17 protein-coding genes are annotated in these 18962 nt (G+C 45.5%); 7 read left to right on the forward strand and 10 right to left on the reverse strand.

What is annotated here, in order from left to right; all coding sequences use genetic code 11:
• Positions 1–22: 22 nt before the first annotated feature.
• The 4 genes from leuD to leuA form a co-directional block, all read right to left on the reverse strand.
• On the reverse strand, positions 23–628 hold the full coding sequence (gene leuD, locus ACRN9H_RS06035) for a 3-isopropylmalate dehydratase small subunit (RefSeq protein WP_105251184.1): 606 nt from the start codon (positions 626–628) through the stop codon (positions 23–25).
• A gap of 24 nt (positions 629–652) precedes the next feature.
• Entirely contained in the window at positions 653–2077 is a 1425-nt protein-coding gene (gene leuC, locus ACRN9H_RS06040) for a 3-isopropylmalate dehydratase large subunit (protein ID WP_432312887.1), read from the reverse strand.
• Positions 2077–3171, reverse strand: a complete 1095-nt coding sequence (gene leuB, locus ACRN9H_RS06045; RefSeq protein ID WP_432312889.1) for a 3-isopropylmalate dehydrogenase — start codon at positions 3169–3171, stop codon at positions 2077–2079. The genes leuC and leuB overlap by 1 nt, the downstream gene beginning before the upstream one ends.
• A 70-nt stretch (positions 3172–3241) precedes the next feature.
• Positions 3242–4810 carry a 2-isopropylmalate synthase gene (gene leuA / locus ACRN9H_RS06050; RefSeq protein WP_011787768.1) on the reverse strand — a complete coding sequence of 523 codons (1569 nt, stop codon included), beginning with the start codon at positions 4808–4810 and terminating at the stop codon, positions 3242–3244.
• A 505-nt stretch (positions 4811–5315) separates the two neighbouring features.
• Here leuA and ACRN9H_RS06055 point away from each other — a divergent pair.
• Positions 5316–7076, forward strand: a complete 1761-nt coding sequence (locus ACRN9H_RS06055) for a diguanylate cyclase domain-containing protein (RefSeq protein ID WP_432312891.1) — start codon at positions 5316–5318, stop codon at positions 7074–7076.
• Between the two features lie 23 nt (positions 7077–7099).
• Here the strand turns inward: ACRN9H_RS06055 and recQ are convergent, their stop codons facing one another.
• A complete protein-coding gene (recQ, locus tag ACRN9H_RS06060) occupies positions 7100–8923 on the reverse strand; it encodes a DNA helicase RecQ (protein ID WP_432312893.1) in 1824 nt (607 codons plus the stop codon).
• A gap of 229 nt (positions 8924–9152) precedes the next feature.
• On the opposite strand from recQ, the gene ACRN9H_RS06065 reads away from it, so the two are divergent.
• Positions 9153–9617 carry a thioesterase family protein gene (locus tag ACRN9H_RS06065; protein WP_432312894.1) on the forward strand — a complete coding sequence of 155 codons (465 nt, stop codon included), beginning with the start codon at positions 9153–9155 and terminating at the stop codon, positions 9615–9617.
• Between the two features lie 214 nt (positions 9618–9831).
• Positions 9832–10716 carry an EamA family transporter RarD gene (gene rarD / locus ACRN9H_RS06070; protein ID WP_432312895.1) on the forward strand — a complete coding sequence of 295 codons (885 nt, stop codon included), beginning with the start codon at positions 9832–9834 and terminating at the stop codon, positions 10714–10716.
• 30 nt (positions 10717–10746) lie between these two features.
• Here the strand turns inward: rarD and ACRN9H_RS06075 are convergent, their stop codons facing one another.
• The 5 genes from ACRN9H_RS06075 to radC all read right to left on the reverse strand — a co-directional run bounded on the left by ACRN9H_RS06075 (position 10747) and on the right by radC (position 14231).
• Positions 10747–11265 carry a PH domain-containing protein gene (locus ACRN9H_RS06075; protein ID WP_432312896.1) on the reverse strand — a complete coding sequence of 173 codons (519 nt, stop codon included), beginning with the start codon at positions 11263–11265 and terminating at the stop codon, positions 10747–10749.
• Between the two features lie 119 nt (positions 11266–11384).
• The gene (gene argA / locus ACRN9H_RS06080; protein WP_432312897.1) at positions 11385–12704 is read right to left on the reverse strand and encodes an amino-acid N-acetyltransferase; all 1320 of its coding nucleotides are present in this window, start codon (positions 12702–12704) and stop codon (positions 11385–11387) included.
• A gap of 311 nt (positions 12705–13015) precedes the next feature.
• Entirely contained in the window at positions 13016–13189 is a 174-nt protein-coding gene (rpmG, locus tag ACRN9H_RS06085; RefSeq protein ID WP_160054468.1) for a 50S ribosomal protein L33, read from the reverse strand.
• Between the two features lie 6 nt (positions 13190–13195).
• Positions 13196–13432 (reverse strand): 50S ribosomal protein L28, encoded by a 237-nt coding sequence (gene rpmB, locus ACRN9H_RS06090; protein ID WP_076497114.1) that lies wholly within the window; start codon positions 13430–13432, stop codon positions 13196–13198.
• Between the two features lie 121 nt (positions 13433–13553).
• Positions 13554–14231 (reverse strand): RadC family protein, encoded by a 678-nt coding sequence (gene radC / locus ACRN9H_RS06095; protein ID WP_432312898.1) that lies wholly within the window; start codon positions 14229–14231, stop codon positions 13554–13556.
• Between the two features lie 121 nt (positions 14232–14352).
• Between radC and coaBC the strand changes: the two genes are divergently transcribed.
• The 4 genes from coaBC (at position 14353) to ACRN9H_RS06115 (ending at position 18774) form a co-directional block, all read left to right on the forward strand.
• Positions 14353–15576, forward strand: a complete 1224-nt coding sequence (gene coaBC / locus ACRN9H_RS06100) for a bifunctional phosphopantothenoylcysteine decarboxylase/phosphopantothenate--cysteine ligase CoaBC (RefSeq protein ID WP_432312900.1) — start codon at positions 14353–14355, stop codon at positions 15574–15576.
• On the forward strand, positions 15573–16031 hold the full coding sequence (dut, locus tag ACRN9H_RS06105) for a dUTP diphosphatase (RefSeq protein ID WP_432312902.1): 459 nt from the start codon (positions 15573–15575) through the stop codon (positions 16029–16031). Before coaBC ends, dut begins: the two co-directional genes overlap by 4 nt.
• Before the next feature lie 34 nt (positions 16032–16065).
• On the forward strand, positions 16066–16659 hold the full coding sequence (gene slmA, locus ACRN9H_RS06110) for a nucleoid occlusion factor SlmA (RefSeq protein WP_076497118.1): 594 nt from the start codon (positions 16066–16068) through the stop codon (positions 16657–16659).
• Between the two features lie 132 nt (positions 16660–16791).
• Positions 16792–18774 carry an alpha/beta hydrolase family protein gene (locus tag ACRN9H_RS06115; RefSeq protein WP_432312904.1) on the forward strand — a complete coding sequence of 661 codons (1983 nt, stop codon included), beginning with the start codon at positions 16792–16794 and terminating at the stop codon, positions 18772–18774.
• Positions 18775–18962 lie beyond the last annotated feature (188 nt).

The raw sequence follows: 18962 nt of genomic DNA on the forward strand, positions 1-18962 counted from the left end.
AGTACAAATGTGCGCTGAAAGTTTAGCGGCGCCAACCTTGGATTTGAGTTTCGTACTGACTGATTTGCGCAGCATGGGACAAGGTCAGCCCAATAGCATCTAACCCATTGAGTAACTTATGTCTCGCCGACTCTGCCAGCGTAAAACTAAACTCAGCACCTGACGGTGCAATCACTTTACAGCTTGTGAGATCAACCGTGATTTGCGCACCTTCTTCTGCCGCCACTTCATCCATCAACTGACGCACCTGCGCGTGGGTTAACGCCACAGGCAATAGGCCGTTATTGATTGAGTTGCCGTAAAAAATGTCGGCAAAACTCGGTGCAATAATGGCGCGCAAACCGAAGTCCGCCAGCGCCCAAGGCGCATGTTCGCGGCTTGAACCACAACCAAAGTTTTCCTGCGATAAAAGAATTGAAGCACCTTTATAACGAGGCTGGTTCAGTGAAAACTCAGGATTAGGCACATCGCCCGCATCATCTAAATAACGCCAATCATGAAATAAGTGCACGCCAAAACCATCGCGCGTCACCTTAGACAAAAACTGTTTCGGAATGATCTGATCCGTATCGATATTGGTGCTGTCTATCATCACCGCAAGCCCGGTATGGGTCGTAAAAGGTTGCATTAACTTCTCCTCTGTTTACGGTAATTAGTAAGGTTTACGAATATCGACAAAATGCCCAGCCACCGCAGCGGCAGCGGCCATTGCCGGACTCACCAAATGGGTACGACTGCCACGGCCTTGGCGACCTTCGAAGTTACGATTACTGGTCGAGGCGCAGCGATCACCCGCTTCTAATCTGTCATCGTTCATCGCCAAACACATAGAACAACCCGGTAAACGCCACTCAAACCCGGCTTCGATAAAGATTTTATCTAAGCCTTCGGCTTCGGCTTGGGCTTTCACTTGGCCAGAACCAGGTACAACAATCGCGGTGACGCCACTCGCGACTTTGCGGCCTTTAGCATGCACGGCGGCGCTGCGTAAATCTTCAATCCGCGAGTTAGTACAAGAACCAATAAACACCTTGTTGATACTGATATCGGTCATCGGTGTACCCGCACGCAGGCCAATGTATTCTAAAGCCTTTTCCATACTAGCTCGGGTGCTTGGGTTAGCTTCATTAATAGGATTTGGCACTTTTCCATCGATCGCTACGACTTGGCCGGGGTTAGTGCCCCAAGTCAATTGTGGCGCAATATCGGCGGCATCTAATTCAACGACAGCATCAAACACGGCGTCATCATCGGTTTTTATGGCTTGCCAGTAAGCAACAGCCTCTGCCCAATCTTCGCCCTTTGGCGCAAATTCGCGGCCTGCTAAATAGTCAAAAGTGGTTTGATCCGGCGCGACCATGCCCGCCTTAGCGCCCATCTCAATCGCCATGTTGCACACTGTCATGCGGCCTTCCATCGACAGGGCTTCAATCGCCTCACCACAGAACTCCACCACATAACCCGTGCCGCCATCCATGCCGATTTTGCCAATAATAGCGAGGACGATATCTTTAGCGGTCACGCCATCGGTAACATGACCACGCACTTCAATCTTCATGGTCTTAGCTTTTAGCTGACGCAGAGTTTGCGTCGCTAAAACGTGCTCAACCTCGGACGTACCAATGCCAAACGCCAATGCCCCAAAGGCGCCATGGGTCGCGGTATGGGAATCTCCACAGACAATCACAGTGCCGGGTAAGGTAATACCCAGCTCTGGCCCCATCACATGTACAATCCCTTGATTAGGATGATGAATGTCGTATAAGCGCACATCAAAGTCTTTACAGTTTTGCGCTAGGGTTTCAACCTGAGTACGTGCCATCGGGCTTAGGGCATCTAAGCTGGCGCTACGGGTCGAAGTGTTGTGATCCATAGTGGCAAAGGTTTTTTCCGGTGCACGCAGTTTGCGGCCCGCCACTTTTAAGCCGCTGAATGCTTGGGGAGAAGTCACTTCATGGACTAAATGCCTGTCGACATAAATGATCGGCGCTTCGCCCTCGGGAGAAGCAACAATATGGGCATCCCATACTTTTTGGTACAGCGTCTTTGCACCCACGTTTTTTGGCACAGTCGTCATTACACACCTTCCTTTATAGCATTGGCGATAAAGTCACCCATCTCGGCGGTTGATTTAGCTTGGCTACGCTTGTCGCTGCTCAATAGCTCACCGGTTAAGTAGCCAGAATTTAATGCTTTGCTTACGGCACGCTCAATCGCACTCGCCGCTTCTTCTTGCTTTAAGCTGTGACGCAACATTAAGGCCGCCGACAGAATTTGGGCGATAGGGTTTGCAATGCCTTTGCCCGCGATATCCGGCGCACTGCCCCCCGCTGGTTCAAATAAACCAAAGCCAGTGCTGTTCATGCTCGCCGATGACAACAAGCCCATAGAGCCCGTTAACATCGCGATTTCGTCGGATAAAATGTCGCCAAACAGGTTAGAACATAGCATCACATCGAACTCATCGGGACGACGTAGCAACTGCATGGTCGCATTATCGATATAGATGTGTTCAAGCTCTACATCGGGGAAATCTACCGCCACTTCTTCAACCACTTGGCGCCACAACACTGAGCAAGCCAGTACGTTGGCTTTATCCACAGAGGTGACTTTTTTACGGCGACCACGGGCGGCTTCAAAGGCGATGCGAGCGATACGGCTAATTTCGCGGCGGCTATAACGCATAGTATCGAAGGCTTCTTCATTCTCGCCTTCGCCTTGACGGCCCTTTGGCTTACCAAAGTAAATACCGCCGGTTAACTCGCGTACACATAAAACATCAAAGCCACGGGCAGATATATCGCTGCGCAGGGGTGACATATGCTCTAGGCCGTCGTGCAATTTAGCTGGGCGCAGATTACAAAACAGTTCGAAGTGACCACGCAGAGGCAATAGCGCACCGCGCTCAGGTTGTTCATTTGGCGGTAACTTTTCCCACTTAGGGCCACCGACTGAACCAAATAGAATCGCATCGGCCGCTTCACAGCCCTTTAGCGTGGCATCGGGTAAGGGGCAACCGTGGTTATCAATGGCAATACCGCCAACATCGAATTCAGTGTATTCGATATTCAAATCGAAACGCGCTTCCACCTCACGCAGCACTTTACGCGCCTCTGCCATCACTTCAGGACCGATCCCATCCCCTGCTAATACTGCTATTTGATAACTCATACGCCAGCCAACTCCTTTAAATGTAAATGCTTTATGCTCGACCTTGCTATTCTTTGGATGCTTTTAGCGACTAGACGCCGCCTAGCTCTCGATTTTTTTGCATGCTTTGTTTGTAATCGGCGACCTTGTCGGCGCGGCACGTTAAGTTCATCACATGCACTAAAGCGCGCGCCGAGGCTTCTACTACATCGGTCGCTAAACCTACACCGTGGAAGTTTTGCTCGTGGTAAACAGCGGTAATATCCACTTGGCCTAAGGCATTTTGGCCAACGCCCTTAGCGCCTAACTTGTAGCTGATGATATCAATTCGACGATCGGTTGCGCGGGCAATCGCGTTATAGGCAGCATCGACAGGACCATTACCCGTTGCGGCTTCGGTTTTAATTTCGCCGCCCACTTCAATACGCACAGTCGCCGTAGCTACGCCTTCAGTTGAGTCAGACTGCACCACTAATTGCTGCAATTGATAGTGATTATCTTCTTCGGCCTGTGCTTCCATAAAGGCTAAGGCTTCTAAATCATAATCAAATACTTGGCCTTTTTTATCTGCCAATTTTAGAAACTCTTCATACAGAGTATCCATATTGTAGTCGTGCTCGCTATAGCCCATTTCTTCCATGCGATGCTTGATCACATGGCGACCCGAGCGCGAGGTCATATTCAAATTGTTGCGATTCAAACCTATGCTTTCGGGCGTCATAATTTCATAGGTATTTTGCGCTTTTAACATGCCATCCTGATGGATGCCCGACGAATGGGTAAAGGCATTGGCACCGACAATCGCCTTGTTCGCCTGCACTGGCATATTGCATAACTGGCTGACTAAATTAGAAGTACGGTGAATTTCTTTGGCATTAATGCCAGTTTCTAGCCCTAACATGCCCTTACGCGTCGCTAAAATCATAGCGATCTCTTCCAATGAACAGTTACCCGCACGCTCACCTATACCATTGATCGTACATTCAATTTGACGCGCACCGTGTTGCACTGCGGTTATCGAGTTAGCCACTGACAAACCTAAGTCATCATGGCAATGCACTGAGATCACCGCTTGGTCGATATTCGGCACCCGATTAAACAAAGTCTGAATGATATTGCCAAACTCACTTGGCACTGTGTAACCGACCGTATCGGGAATATTAATGGTGCGTGCGCCCGCAAGAATGGCGGCCTCCACCATACGACATAGATTATCGATGGGCGTACGCCCCGCATCCTCACAGGAAAACTCCACGTCATCAGTAAAACGGCGGGCATACTTCACCGCGCCTACGGCCATCTCTAACACTTGATCGAAAGAACGCTTCAACTTGCTCTCAACGTGAATCGTCGAGGTCGAGATAAAGGTATGGATACGGAATTGATCTGCAACAGACAAGGCCTGCGCCGCAGCATCTATGTCCTTTTCCAATGCGCGGGATAAGGCACAAACGCGGCTATTTTTGATGGTACGCGCTATGGTCTGCACTGACTCAAAATCACCGGGTGAAGAAACTGGAAAACCCACCTCCATCACATCCACACCCAGACGTTCCAGCGCCATAGCGATCTGTAACTTTTCTTTGACCGAAAGGCTTGCGGCTAACGCTTGCTCACCATCACGTAAGGTCGTATCAAATATAATTACTCTGTTAGACATCTCGCTTCTCCATGGAACGTCACCGTTCATTATTTAACTTTTGCCGTATTCAGATACAAAAAACCCCGCAACATCGGTGCGGGGTTTGTGAATGCTTTGCCTCTTTATCGAGCGTGCAACACTAAGACCTCCGCGTATAAACCGCGAGAGAGAGAAGGAGGAGGTCGAGTTTGCGGCTAATAATATTCATTTAATCTGTATATTTATTCTGTTTGAATTTTTGAGGACGGTTAATATTTAACTTGCCTAGCCGATAGTGTCAACCCTAATTTTTTCATGTTTAACGGGTTTAGTTAGATATAAAGCTAATTATTACCGCTTTTACCTTATATTAGTGACCAACTTTACAGAATTAACCAACTGTTTGGATTAAGAAATTATATGGATGTGTTAACTTATATCTCTTAAAATAAATAGTTTTTTATGCAAAAAGCATTTAAGAAAAGTTATAATCCCGTTCTAGTGATTATGGATAGTAGAACTTACGCATTTTATGGAGTACAAAATGGATTTTCGCGTCATGGTACTGAGCCTGTTTTTATGGCTGTTCCCCTTTGGAGCCAGTGCTATAGACCAGTTAGATGAACTGACAGAACTCGTCTACCAATATCCTAGCAAAGCATTTTCTCAGCTTGCTCTTTTAGAAAAAACATTCGCAGCTAGCCATATAAACTCAGATATCAATCAACTCAGATTGAGCGTGTTGAAGTGTCAAAACCTGCTACAACTCGGAGAAAATGAAGCGGCAATCAACGTTGCCCAACTAGGTGATGCGCGCGCTAAGCAACTTAAGCTAGACCAAGCCCGTCCTTACTTTTTAATTTGCCAAGCCGATGCCAATCTTAATAACAACAATATTCAAAATGCCCTCCCCTTACTCGACTCAGCCATTACCTTAGCTAGGCGCTACCAGCAACCCCAAGCCTTAGTCGATGCCTTACGCTTGCGTGGCCAACTCGACACCGATACAGGTAATTTCTCTTCTGCTATCGAAGATTTACGTTTAGCTATCGATATTTATCCCGATATTCATACTCAAACCCAAAATTGGGTTTGGCCACCACAGGCTTATATCTATGCCGCTATGGGTAATTTACTTTATGCGACCCATGATGTCCCCCAAGCCATGTATTACACCAATCTAGGAATACAGAGCTCAGATGCAAAAGGGAAAGTCTTACAAATCACTTTACTAAATGCGGCCAGAATAGCATTCGATAATCAAGAGTTCGATTACAGCGACCAGCTCGAAATACAAGCTAAAACACTGCTGCCAGAATTAGGTACACAGTTAGAACTTGCCTACAGCTATGCCATTTTAGCCTCCATCGCACTCGATAAAGGCCGTATTGATAATGCCGAAGAGTATATTTCAATAGCCATCAACATATTCAAAAAGCAGAAGCAAAAATTAGCGATAATGCGCTCAAACCGTCTACTAGCACAAATACGTTTTGCCCAACACCAAGACGATGAAGCATTAATTCTCATGAATCAAGCCATTGAACAAGGGGAAAGCCTGAATCAATACTCCGATCTCAAAGGATTTTATGGGATCATGAGCGACTATTACTTAGAGCAAGATGATTTTAAACAAGCTTATGCTTTCTTACTTAAACGCTATCGAGCAACTGAACTCGCGAATCAAGAAATGAATAATGCCCGAATATTGCAATTTAAAGCGCGCCTCAATCAACAAAATATAGGGCTAGCTAGCAATGATCATGCGCCAGAGTCGGACTCAATCTTACAAGAGTTAAATGTAGACTGGGTCTATAGCACACTATTTTTAATCGCAATGCTCTTACTCGGTGGAATGATTTGGTATTTGATTGATAAGCAAAATAAGCGCGCCCCCCATATTGAAGGTGATGAGCCTGTTGAAACTTTAGTACAGCAGATACTATCGGTATTAAATAACGCTAAACAAGGTAATTACCCGCTATCTTTATTGATCTTTAATGCCAGTCAAATCCGTCAAGTGGACTTACCCTCATTGCAAGATGAGTTACAACATCGACTGCGAGAACAAGACAAATTAATTCGCTATTCAATGGATGAAATTGTCATTGTTTTACCGCATACCTCAACCGAAGGTGCCCAAAAAGTCATTACTCAGCTAGTAGCGTGCATTCAACCTTGGCAATGCTCGAGCAAGGTCAATATTGGTGTCGCTGCGATGCAGCAATTTGATACGTTAGAGTCATTAATCAAGCGCGCCAGTATCAATCAATTGGGTAAAGTTAAGAGTGGTGAGAACAATTAATCTCATTATTCTCCCGCAATTCATTATTCTCCTGCTAAATAAGCAGCAATTTCATCAAGAAAATCGTTACCAAAACGACTCAATTTACGCTCACCAACGCCATTTACAGCAAGCATTTCGCCCGCACTCGTCGGCATCATGGCGGCCATTTCAGCCAGCGTAGCATCGTTAAACACTAAATATGGCGGCACATCCTGCTGCTCGGCAATGGTTCTACGCAATAGCTTTAGCCGCGCAAATAACTTACGGTCGTAGTTGAGCGGAGTTTTGGATTGACTCACCTTACGTTTAGTTGTCGTTAATTGAATACGCGGTTCGGCCAGCATTAACACCACTTCACCTTTCAGTATTGGTCTTGCTGAAGGGTTTAACGTGATAGAAGATCCACGCGTCACATCCTGACTCGCTAATCCTAAATGGATCAATTGACGGATAACACTCAGCCAATATTCATGACTCCTATCTTTGCCAATCCCCCAAGTCGTGAGTTTATCGTGGCCGCGATCGACTATTGGCGCGCTTTTCGAGCCCCGCAATACCTCAATTAAATGATTAATACCAAAACGCTGCCCTAAACGAAAAATACATGACAGCACCTTTTGCGCATCTTCAGTACCGTTATAACGTTTAGGTGGGTCAAGGCAAATATCGCAGTTACCACAGGGTTCGAGCGCACTCTCATCAAAATAATGCAGCAACACTTGGCGACGGCAGGTTTGCGCCTCGGCAAAGGCGGCCATGGTATTGAGTTTATGGAATTCTACTTGTTGCTGTGGCCCTGGCTCTGCTTGCTCAATTAAATGCCGCACACGGCCAATATCGGCAGGATCAAACAGCATAAACGCTTCCGCGTCGAGCCCATCACGGCCAGCACGACCCGTTTCCTGATAATAGGCTTCGATGCTTTTAGGGATATCGTAGTGCACCACAAATCGTACGTTCGATTTATTAATTCCCATACCAAAAGCCACCGTCGCCACGACGATGTCAATTTGATCTTTAAGAAAACTATCTTGTACGGCGCCGCGATCTTCTTGCGTCATACCCGCATGATAGGCCTTAGCATTAAAGCCTTGCAGACATAAGCGATCGGCCACCTCATCGACTCGTCGACGGCTACTACAATAAATAATACCGTTAGTGCCATTTTGCTGAGTGAGAAAATGCCGTAATTGATTAGCAGCATTGAGTTTTTCGGCGACTGTATAGCGAATATTGGGCCTGTCAAAACTGGAGAGTAAACGGAAAGGGTCAATACCGAGCCGCTCGCAAATACTCTGGCGGGTCGCCTGATCTGCAGTTGCAGTCAGCGCCATCATGGGCACATAGGGAAAGAGTTGTTTTAATTGCCCGAGCGCGGCATATTCAGGTCGGAAATCATGTCCCCATTGGCTAATGCAATGGGCTTCATCAATCGCGAACATGGCTAATGGCAACGACTGCATTCGTTCAATAAAATCGCTGCTTAACAAACGCTCAGGTGACACATACAGCAGTTTTAATTCGCCATGGCGTAATTGTTTTAGTACCTCGGCGCTACGCTCTCGTGGCAAAGAAGAGTTAAGGTAGGCGGCTGCTACACCGGTTTGTAATAAACTATCAACTTGATCTTTCATCAAAGAAATCAAGGGTGAAACGACGATAGTGATGCCATCCATCAACAATGCCGGCAATTGGTAACACAAACTCTTACCGCCACCAGTAGGCATAATAACTAAACAGTCTTGTCCACCACAAACACGCTCAATAACTTCACGTTGACCGTCCCGAAAATTGCGGTAACCAAACACCTGTGCAAGGCGTTGTGAAAGGGGATCATCGTGTATTTCGAGGACAGGCGTTTCCATGGATCTTCTATGTCAAAAGTGAGGGCGCCTATTCTAAAGCAGTGAACCGTTTCTGTCTTGCGCCAATGTAACATCGTCTATCAGGCTAACTTATCTTGCGTGGCTAGAGTTGCATTCGTCGCTAGCTTCACTGTAGATTAATTGCTCTAAGTCGTACTTTTATAGAATTAGCGTTGATAATAAATCCAATAAAGCCTCATACCGTCACTTCGTGACAAGGACAATCCTAATGACAACCCCTATGCAAGCCGAGATATTAAAAAAAGTGGCTGACGTCTTTGATAAACATGTGCCTTTTCATAATTTACTGGGGCTAGAGATTAAACGCTATGACATCAATGGTGTCGAAGTCGTGGTCAATATGAAACCCGAATTAATTGGTAACATTCACCAACAAATTCTCCATGGTGGCGTGACCGCGACGATCTTGGATGTTGTTGGTGGCCTGACAGCTTTTGCCGGCCTTGTCGCCAGCGGCGAAGATTGGACCATTGAAGAATTACAACAACGCCTGCAGACCTTAGGGACTATCGATATGCGGGTCGATTACCTACGTCCTGGCCGCGGAGTCACTTTTACGGGCACGGGTAGCGTGATCCGTGCGGGCAATCGGGTATCTGTGTGTCGCATGGAGCTGCATAACGAGCAAGGTACTCACATTGCTTTTGGAACCGGCACCTATATGGTGGGCTAACGGCGGGAATCGTTAACTATAGATAAATAACCTAGCCTACTACGTTCAACGTCAGCAACGTAAACAGCTTGATTAACAAGCTGTTTTACTAACGTTCATTGTCCGTTTAACGACTTATCGAGATATTCTGTAACGAAAATAGCGCGGTTAATATCTTGAGTCAGCTAGCAGACACACCTACAATCGCCGTCTTGTTGTCCTTCGAAGATGTCTCATGTCAGATCGTGAATACCGCAAAGGGATCCTGCTCGCAGTCAGTGCTTACTGTATGTGGGGGTTTGCGCCTTTATATTTCAAATTACTCAACCATGTTTCCGCCACCGAAATTTTGCTCCATCGGGTGATTTGGTCATTCGTGTTTATGCTGATCATTATGCAGTTTATCGGCGGTTTTTCTCGCTTACGCTTACTGTTTAAACAGCCTAAACAGTTGATGGTTCTCACCATTACTTCCATACTGATCGCGGGAAACTGGCTGCTATTTATCTGGGCGGTAAATAACGACCACATGCTCGATGCCAGCCTAGGTTACTTCATCAATCCTTTACTCAACGTCTTACTCGGGATGTTATTTCTAGGCGAAAGGTTGCGTAAACTGCAATGGTTTGCGGTTTCACTCGCCAGCGCAGGCGTATTGATCCAATTAATCTCTTTTGGCTCTATTCCAATTGTCTCACTGGCACTTGCAGGCACCTTTGGTTTCTATGCGCTGCTGCGAAAAAAGGTCAATGTGGATGCTAAGGCCGGTTTATTAGTTGAAACCGCTGTACTGCTGCCCGTTGCGCTGATTTATCTTGTTGCTACATCAGATACCGCTACAGCCAGTATGCTAACCAACGATTGGCAATTGAACCTTTTATTAATGGCTGCGGGTATTGTTACTTCCATTCCACTACTGTGTTTTGCGGGTGCAGCTGTTCGTATTCCTTTATCTACGCTAGGTTTTTTCCAATATATTGGTCCAAGTATTATGTTTATCTTAGCTGTAAGCCTGTTTAATGAGCCCTTCGATGCAGAAAAAGGCGTCACTTTCGCTTTTATCTGGGCGGCATTACTTATTTTCAGCTTAGATATGGCCTACAAGCGCAAAAAAACGTAAGGATTTACCCTTTGCACAGCGGCAAAAGATTCACTTTTGTAGCTGTGCAATTAACTCTGCACCTCGAGGTACCGTCAGCAATAGATCATATCCTTTGGTTGTAGGGATTAGCACTAACTGTGATTTATCTGTTATCGCTAAAAATAATCTCCCTTTCCCCTGTAGATTAAACCAGCCCAATTGAAACCCTGGCATACCTATGCCGTTCGCCTTAAAGCTCGGCGTTAAACCTACCTCTTGTTGTAAATCGACTATGCGCGCCTCGGTAACTAATAAATCCGCGCGCGATAGGTGCACTTTGTAGAAGGGGGCATCCAATGTGAGCCCAGTATCAGTTAACACTAACTTCGCATGACTAGATTGATAAAATACCCAAGAAAAGCCGCCCATCATCACAAGCAGTATCCCTAAACTGGCAGATTTGGCGATATTCGGCATTTTTTTGAACCACAACATCAATAAGATACCGGCTAAGCCTAATAGCAAGACGATAAAACTTAACATAGAGGTTTGGGTTAACGGGGCGAGTTCGAATACTTGGGGGCTCATCGGCAGCATCTCCTGTGCGGTTAAACCTTAATTTGCCAATAAAGACCAATTATATCAACAAAAATGCCAGCACTAATATGAGTACTAGGCTGGCATTAATAGGGCTGATTTAGAATAAACTAGAGATCGAGTGCGAGGATTTTTGAACGACGTTGATAGTTATACAGCTGCTTTTTCTTTTGTGGCAGCGCTTCAACATCTTCAATCACAAAACCGTGCTCTAAAAACCAGTGAATACTACGGGTTGTTAGCGCGAATAAACGTGAATAACCTCGATTTCGCGCCTTATTGATGATGTTTTTCAACAGCAAACTACCTCTATCGGCATCGCGATAATCAGGATGCACGACCAGGCAAGCAAACTCGCCCGCATTGTCCTCTTCAAAAGGATAGAGCGCAGCGCAACCAATCACTAAACCATCGCGTTCAATCAGCATAAATTGTTCGATTTCAATCTCGAGCTGCTCACGGCTACGACGCACCAGAATGCCTTGCTCCTCCAATGGACGAATCAGGTTCAGTACGCCGCCAATATCGGCGATAGACGCACTACGTAGGCGCTCAGCGCTCTCAGTCACTATTTGCGTACCAATGCCTTCACGCGAGAACAACTCTTGCAGTAAAGCACCGTCGTCGAGATAGCTGACTAAGTGACAACGTGGCACGCCATTGCGACAAGCATCAATGCTTGCTTTCAAGAAAGCCATAGTGCCAACGCAAGCAGAACCTTGTTCACTCAGCTTATCCATAATGTTTTGCGCATCATTAGGCATCAATTCTGCAATCACATCGCCGTTACGATCAAGAATACCGTTTTGCGAGCTAAAACCGATCATCTTGTCAGCTTTGAGCTTGATCGCCACCTGAGTAGCAATTTCCTCAGCCGTTAAATTAAAACTCTCGCCAGTAACAGAAGCCGCAATCGGCCCCATCAGCACAATACAGTGATTGTCTAACTGGCGTTTTAAGCCTTGCACATCGATACGACGCACTCTACCGCTTAAACAAAAATCGATACCGTTATCCACACCAAGCGGCTGAGCAATGACAAAATTGCCACTAACTAAGTTAATTTGTGCCCCTTGCATCGGTGTGTTGCTTAAACTCATGGATAAACGCGCTGTGATATCAAATTGCAGTGCACCCGCAACTTGTTTGATCACTTTGAGCGACTCTTCATCGGTGATACGCACGCCTTCATGGTAGATAGGCTCAATGTCGTTGTTCGCTAATGCAGCATCAATTTGCGGCCTAGCGCCATAAACCAAAACCACTTTTATCCCTAAACTGTGCAGCAAAGCGACATCATTTAAGATGGCGCGAAATTGATTTTGAGCCAAAGCTTCACCGCCAAGCATCACCACAAAGGTTTTACCTCTGTGAGCATTGACATAGGGGGCAGAGTGACGAAATCCATCAACCAGTTCAGTGGTACGCACGCGTTATATACACCTCATTTTGAGCTGGCAATGTCACGGCGACATACCAGGAATGAATCGCTAACTTTTGCGTATGGTATTGCATTTTAATTCACATATAAAGAATTTATTCTCACCAAAGCACAGCTTTAATGATTTTAAATGCTTAAAACAGCACTTTTTACATTTCGCTTAACGTTTTGACTTTACCAGGCATGATTCATGCGACTTAGGTATGTAATGCAATGCCTTCAAATTGATGATTCGTCGCGAAAAAAATGCAAAAAAAAGCCCCTTAAATAAGGGGCTTTTCTCGAAACACTCACCAAGAATTACTTGATTTTGGCTTCTTTGTAGATAACGTGCTGGCGAATAACAGGATCAAATTTTTTGATTTCCATTTTCTCAGGCATGTTACGCTTGTTTTTTTCAGTTGTGTAGAAGTGACCAGTCTTAGCTGTAGAAACTAATTTGATCTTCTCACGATTACCTTTAGATTTAGCCATGATCTATTATACCTTCTCGCCACGGGCACGAAGTTCAGCAACAACAACTTCGATACCTTTCTTGTCGATCAGACGGATACCTTTAGTAGATATACGTAACTGTACGAAACGCTTCTCTTCTTCTAACCAAAAACGGTGGTTTTGTAGGTTAGGTAAAAAACGACGACGGGTCGCGTTTTTTGCATGCGAACGGTTGTTACCAACCATCGGCTTCTTGCCAGTAACTTGGCATACTCTTGACATGTCAATCTTCTCCAAAAACAATTTTAACGCTCGAGCATTAATGTGCCTCGTATGGCCGTCGCCCGAGGCACAAAGAGGGCGCATTTTATACACGATCACAGAGTGAAGATCAAGTGTTAGATTAATTAATCCAGCCTCGTTCTGCAAAAGAAACTATCTCTTGATCACCTACAACCATATGGTCCAATAAGGATACGTCTATGGTTGCTAACGCATTTTTTAATCGTTCAGTTATTCGTCGGTCAGCCTGACTGGGCTCGGCAATACCAGACGGATGATTATGACAAACGATAACTGCTGCGGCCTTTTTCTCCAACACTAAGCTCACCACTTCACGTGGGTACACTGAGGCTGAGTCTATTGTACCGCGGAATAATTCGACAAACTGAATCACTCTATGCTGGCTATCTAGCAGTAAAACTGCAAACACTTCATAGGGGCGATCAGCCAATTGTCTCATTAAATAGTCCCGAGTTAAATCGGGATTTGTCAAAATTTGACCTCTTTGCAAGTTTTCTTGCGCTACACGCCGCGCTAATTCGGCCGCAGCTTGAAGCTGAGCGTATTTTACAGGTCCTACGCCCGGAAGTCGACATACCTGATTTCGAGAAGCGCAAAGCAAATTTCTAAGGCCGCCAAACTCACCAATTAACGACCTCGCCAAATCAACAGCATTCAATCCCGCGACACCATTTCGCAGTAATACCGCTAATAACTCAGCATCCGACAGCTGCCCCGCCCCCTTTTGTAATAGCTTATCTCGAGGCCCTTCGCCCTCTGGCCAATCTTTAATGCCCATACGACCTCCGTGTCATCTCACATATTTTTACTTTACAGAGTATGGACGAGTTTTTTTGAACAGGGATGATCACTAAAATTCACCACTTTGTGCTATCGTTGCGGCATTATTTCTATCTCAGGTGATGTCTGTGAGTTTGACAAATAAAAACGTCCTGCTGGGCATTGGCGGCGGCATTGCAGCCTATAAAAGTGCTGACTTAGTCAGGCGCTTGAAGGATCGCGGCTTTGATGTACGCGTAGTGATGAGCCAAAGTGCGATGGAGTTTATCACCCCGCTCACACTGCAAGCGTTATCGGGTCATCCCGTCGCATCGAGCTTACTCGATCCTGCAGCAGAAGCGGCGATGGGTCATATAGAACTCGCTCGCTGGGCAGATCTGGTTATTATCGCGCCTGCGACCGCAAACCTATTGGCGCGGATTAATGCAGGCATGGCCGATGAGTTAATCACAACCACTTGCTTAGCAACCGAGGCGCCCATTGCACTGTGCCCGGCGATGAATCAGCAGATGTATCGCAATGTGGCAACGCAAACAAATTTAACTAGCCTTGCATCCCGTGGCTTTACGCTTTGGGGACCCGCAAGTGGTAGTCAAGCCTGTGGCGAAGTCGGTCCTGGGCGCATGTTAGAACCATTAGAGATTGCCGAGCTGGCGACACAATTTTTTGCCCCTAATGACAGCGCTGAACTTAAGCCTCTCGCCGGACAATCAGTGCTTATAACGGCGGGGCCAACCCGAGAAGCCATTGATCCGGTCAGATATATTTCGAATCATAGTTCAGGGAAAATGGGCTTTGCCTTAGCCAAAGCGGCCTCAGATATGGGCGCAGAGGTTACGTTAGTCTCAGGTCCGGTGAATCTAATGACGCCAGAGGGTATAGTACGTATTGATGTTGAATCGGCACAAAATATGCTCGATGCCGTAATTAAACATATTGATAATAAAGATATTTTTATCGGCTGCGCTGCCGTAGCTGACTATCGCATTAGTGAGATTTCCAGCTGTAAGATCAAAAAATCGGCAGAAGAAATGCAACTTGCGCTAGTGAGGAATCCTGATATCTTAGCCACGGTTGCGAGCTTACCTAACCGTCCTTTTATGGTGGGATTTGCCGCTGAAACCCATGATGTAGAAGCCTATGCGCGCGATAAACTCAAACGTAAAAACTTGAATATGATCGCCGCAAACGATGTTTCCATTGCAGGTATTGGCTTTAATGCCGATGCCAATGCCCTGCGCGTGTTCTGGCCGCAGGGTAGTCAAGATTTGCCAGCGACGGATAAGCTCACGCTGGCACGGCAATTACTTTCGTTAATAGTAAAAGAAAAAACAAATACATGAAAACACCGATTGAATTAAAAATTCTCGACTCCCGTATTGGCTCTGAATTTCCTCTGCCCGCTTATGCCACCCTAGGCAGCGCAGGCATGGATCTTCGCGCCATGATAGACACAACTTTGACGATAGCACCGGGTCAAACCGTGCTGATTCCCACAGGAATAGCCATTCACGTTGCAGACCCGGGACTGGCTGCAGTTATTTTACCGCGCTCAGGCCTAGGTCATAAACACGGTATCGTACTTGGTAATTTGGTTGGACTCATCGACTCAGACTACCAAGGAGCGTTAATGGTGTCTTGCTGGAATCGCAGCGACAGTCCGTTCACCTTAGAAATTGGTGATCGTCTGGCACAACTGGTGTTTGTTCCTGTAATACAAGCACAATTCAAACTCGTTGATGAGTTCGATAGCTCAGATCGTGGTGAAGGTGGATTTGGCCATTCAGGCACTAAATAATCCCCTAAGTCGTTATTGAGCCAAGGATACTGCAATGGCTGTAAGCCCAAAAATTAATCGTCGTGAACACATATTACAATGTCTAGCGCAGATGCTAGAAACACATCCGGGACAAAGGATCACCACCGCGAAACTGGCCTCAGAAGTCGGTGTATCGGAAGCCGCACTCTACCGCCACTTTCCAAGTAAGGCGCGGATGTTTGAAGGCTTGATTGAATTTATCGAAGAGTCATTATTATCGCGCATCAACTTAATCATGGATGACGAGAAAGACACCATGAAACGTTGCCAGTTGGTATTGCAACTATTGTTGATTTTTGCCGAACGTAACCCCGGCATTTCCCGCGTTCTCAATGGCGATGCATTGCTGGGTGAAAATGAACGTCTACGGAGCCGGATCAGCAGCTTATTTGCCAAAATTGAAACTCAATTGAAGCAAATATTGCGTGAAAAAATGCTCCGCGAAGGTAAAGGTTTTAACCTAGATGAAGCCATATTGGCTAATTTACTGCTAGCCTTTGCCGAAGGACGAATAGCCCAATTTGTACGCAGTGAATTCAAACTAAAACCGACTACACACTTCGATGAACAATGGTATTTCATCCAACACCAACTATTGCAAAGCTAATGATTTTTCAACATAAAGGACGGTAAATACCGTCCTTTTTTAGTTTACTTTCCTTGTCTCACTATGACTTTTGTTTTATCCTCGAAATACATTTACAAAACAAAATTAACAAATGACTTACAAGGATGTCAGGTGAAACTCTTTCAATTATCTGCTTTAGCAGCGCTTTGCTTATCAATATTACCCATATCAACATGTACCGCTGATACCACTAATCCGCTATCACAGGCTCAGTTATTCAGTAAGGGAGATGAATACTCTAATGTGAAAATCTCGCCTACGGGTAAATATCTAAGCGCTATTACCAGTGTTGAAGGTAAAAAAGTTCTCTTAGTATTGGATGCTCAAACAAAAAAACTAATTAATGCCATTCACTTCCCTGGTAATGCTCAGGTCGGTACTTATGAATGGGCTAATAGTGAGCGACTAGTACTGGCTAAAGAATACTTAAAAGGCTGGCAGGACACCCCCATTTATTATGGTGAATTACTGGCGGTTAATGCCGATGGTTCACGTAAAAATTACCTCTTTGGTTACAACAGTGGCGACCAACAAACAGGTTCAAATATCAAGAAAAATACCCCGATGCGAGCAAGTGCCTTTATCCTCGATCCGCTGCCAGATGATGAGCGTTATATGCTCGTTAACGTCATCCCATGGAACGACAAAATAAATCTTGATGTTGAGCTATTGCAAGATGTATATCGCGTAGACTTATTTAATGGTACACGTAAACGCATCATGGGCTCACCGATAGGTCAGGCGCGCTTTTTGACGGATCATGAAGGGGAGGTTCGTTTCGTTGCAGGTGAAGACCGTAAAAACATCACTAAGGTCTTCTATCGTAAAGAGGGAAAATGGATAGACACCGATAAATTAAACTTGGGCTTCACAGACTTTAGCCCACTCTCCTTTAGTAATGAAAAAAATACCATTTATGCCGCAGGACGTTCACAAGGCACAACCTTAGGGATTTACAAAATAAATCTCGAAACAGGTGATAAAAAGGAGATTATTCAAGATGAAATCGTTGATCCCAGCAACTTTTGGATTAACGGTACCAATAAGCAACTTTACGCAGTCGAATTCGAGAATGGCTATCCTAACTATGCCTTTGTTGATAATGAAGATTCGCACGCTAAATTGCTAAAAGATTTGTTAAGTGCGCTGCCCGGCCATCAAGTACGCATTGTGAGCGAAACTCGAGATGCAGAAAAACTCATAGTGCTTGCATTTAATGATCGTAACCCAGGCGATTACTACATATTTGATACGAAAAAACTCAAACTAGAACATCTTGCCGCCGCTAGAAACTGGCTTGACCCAGAAAAGATGGCCGAGGTTAAACCTATCAGCTTCACCAGTCGTGATGGTAAAAAACTCCATGGTTATTTAACACTTCCCATTGGTAAAGAAGCTAAAAACCTACCATTAGTGGTCAATCCGCACGGTGGCCCACATGGTATACGTGACTGGTGGGGCTTTGATCCACAAAACCAATATCTAGCAAGTCAGGGCATTGCGGTTCTGCAGGTTAACTTCCGTGGCTCTGGCGGATACGGTGAACAATTCGAGCATGCTGGCTATCAAAAGTGGGGCTCAGAAATACAATACGACATTATAGATGCCACTCAATATGTCATTGACCAAGGTTTTGCCGATAAAGAGCGTATCTGCATTGTTGGCGGCAGTTTTGGCGGCTATAGCGCCCTACAGAGTGCCGTGCTTGCACCGGATATGTTTAAATGCGCTGTGGGTGTAGCCGGTGTATACGATTTAGAATTAATGTTTGATGAAGGCGATGTCGCCAGTCGACGTGCAGGAACAAGCTATCTTAAGGATGTACTAGGGCAAGATGAAGCGGTGCTCAAGGCAATGTCTCCTTCTCAAAACGTCAATAAACTCAAAGCAAACTTGCTACTGGTTCATGGCGGCGAAGATGCTCGAGCGCCAATTGAGCAACTGGAATCCCTCGAAAAAGCCTTAAAAGCTCACCAATATCCGTACCAAAAACTGGTGATGGATAATGAAGGCCACGGTTTTTATAACGATGAACACAGAGCGAAATACTACGAAAAGATGCTGAGTTTCCTAAAAACAAATCTAACACTGTAAACTTCAGCGACGTTAGCCAACGTTTATCGTTGAATAAGATTAGCCACAGTAGATTTAAAGCTGATATCCGATAAGGACTATCGGCTTTTTCATGTTTGCGATGAACGTTTTTCGGTATGAATCAGCCGCTATTCGCGCTATTCTCATCAGCCTATTCTTGCTCTAGCGAGAATAGTAATAATTTGTAT

The organism is Shewanella sp. MF08487, assembly GCF_050848685.1.
GTDB classification, from domain to species: domain Bacteria; phylum Pseudomonadota; class Gammaproteobacteria; order Enterobacterales; family Shewanellaceae; genus Shewanella; species Shewanella glacialipiscicola.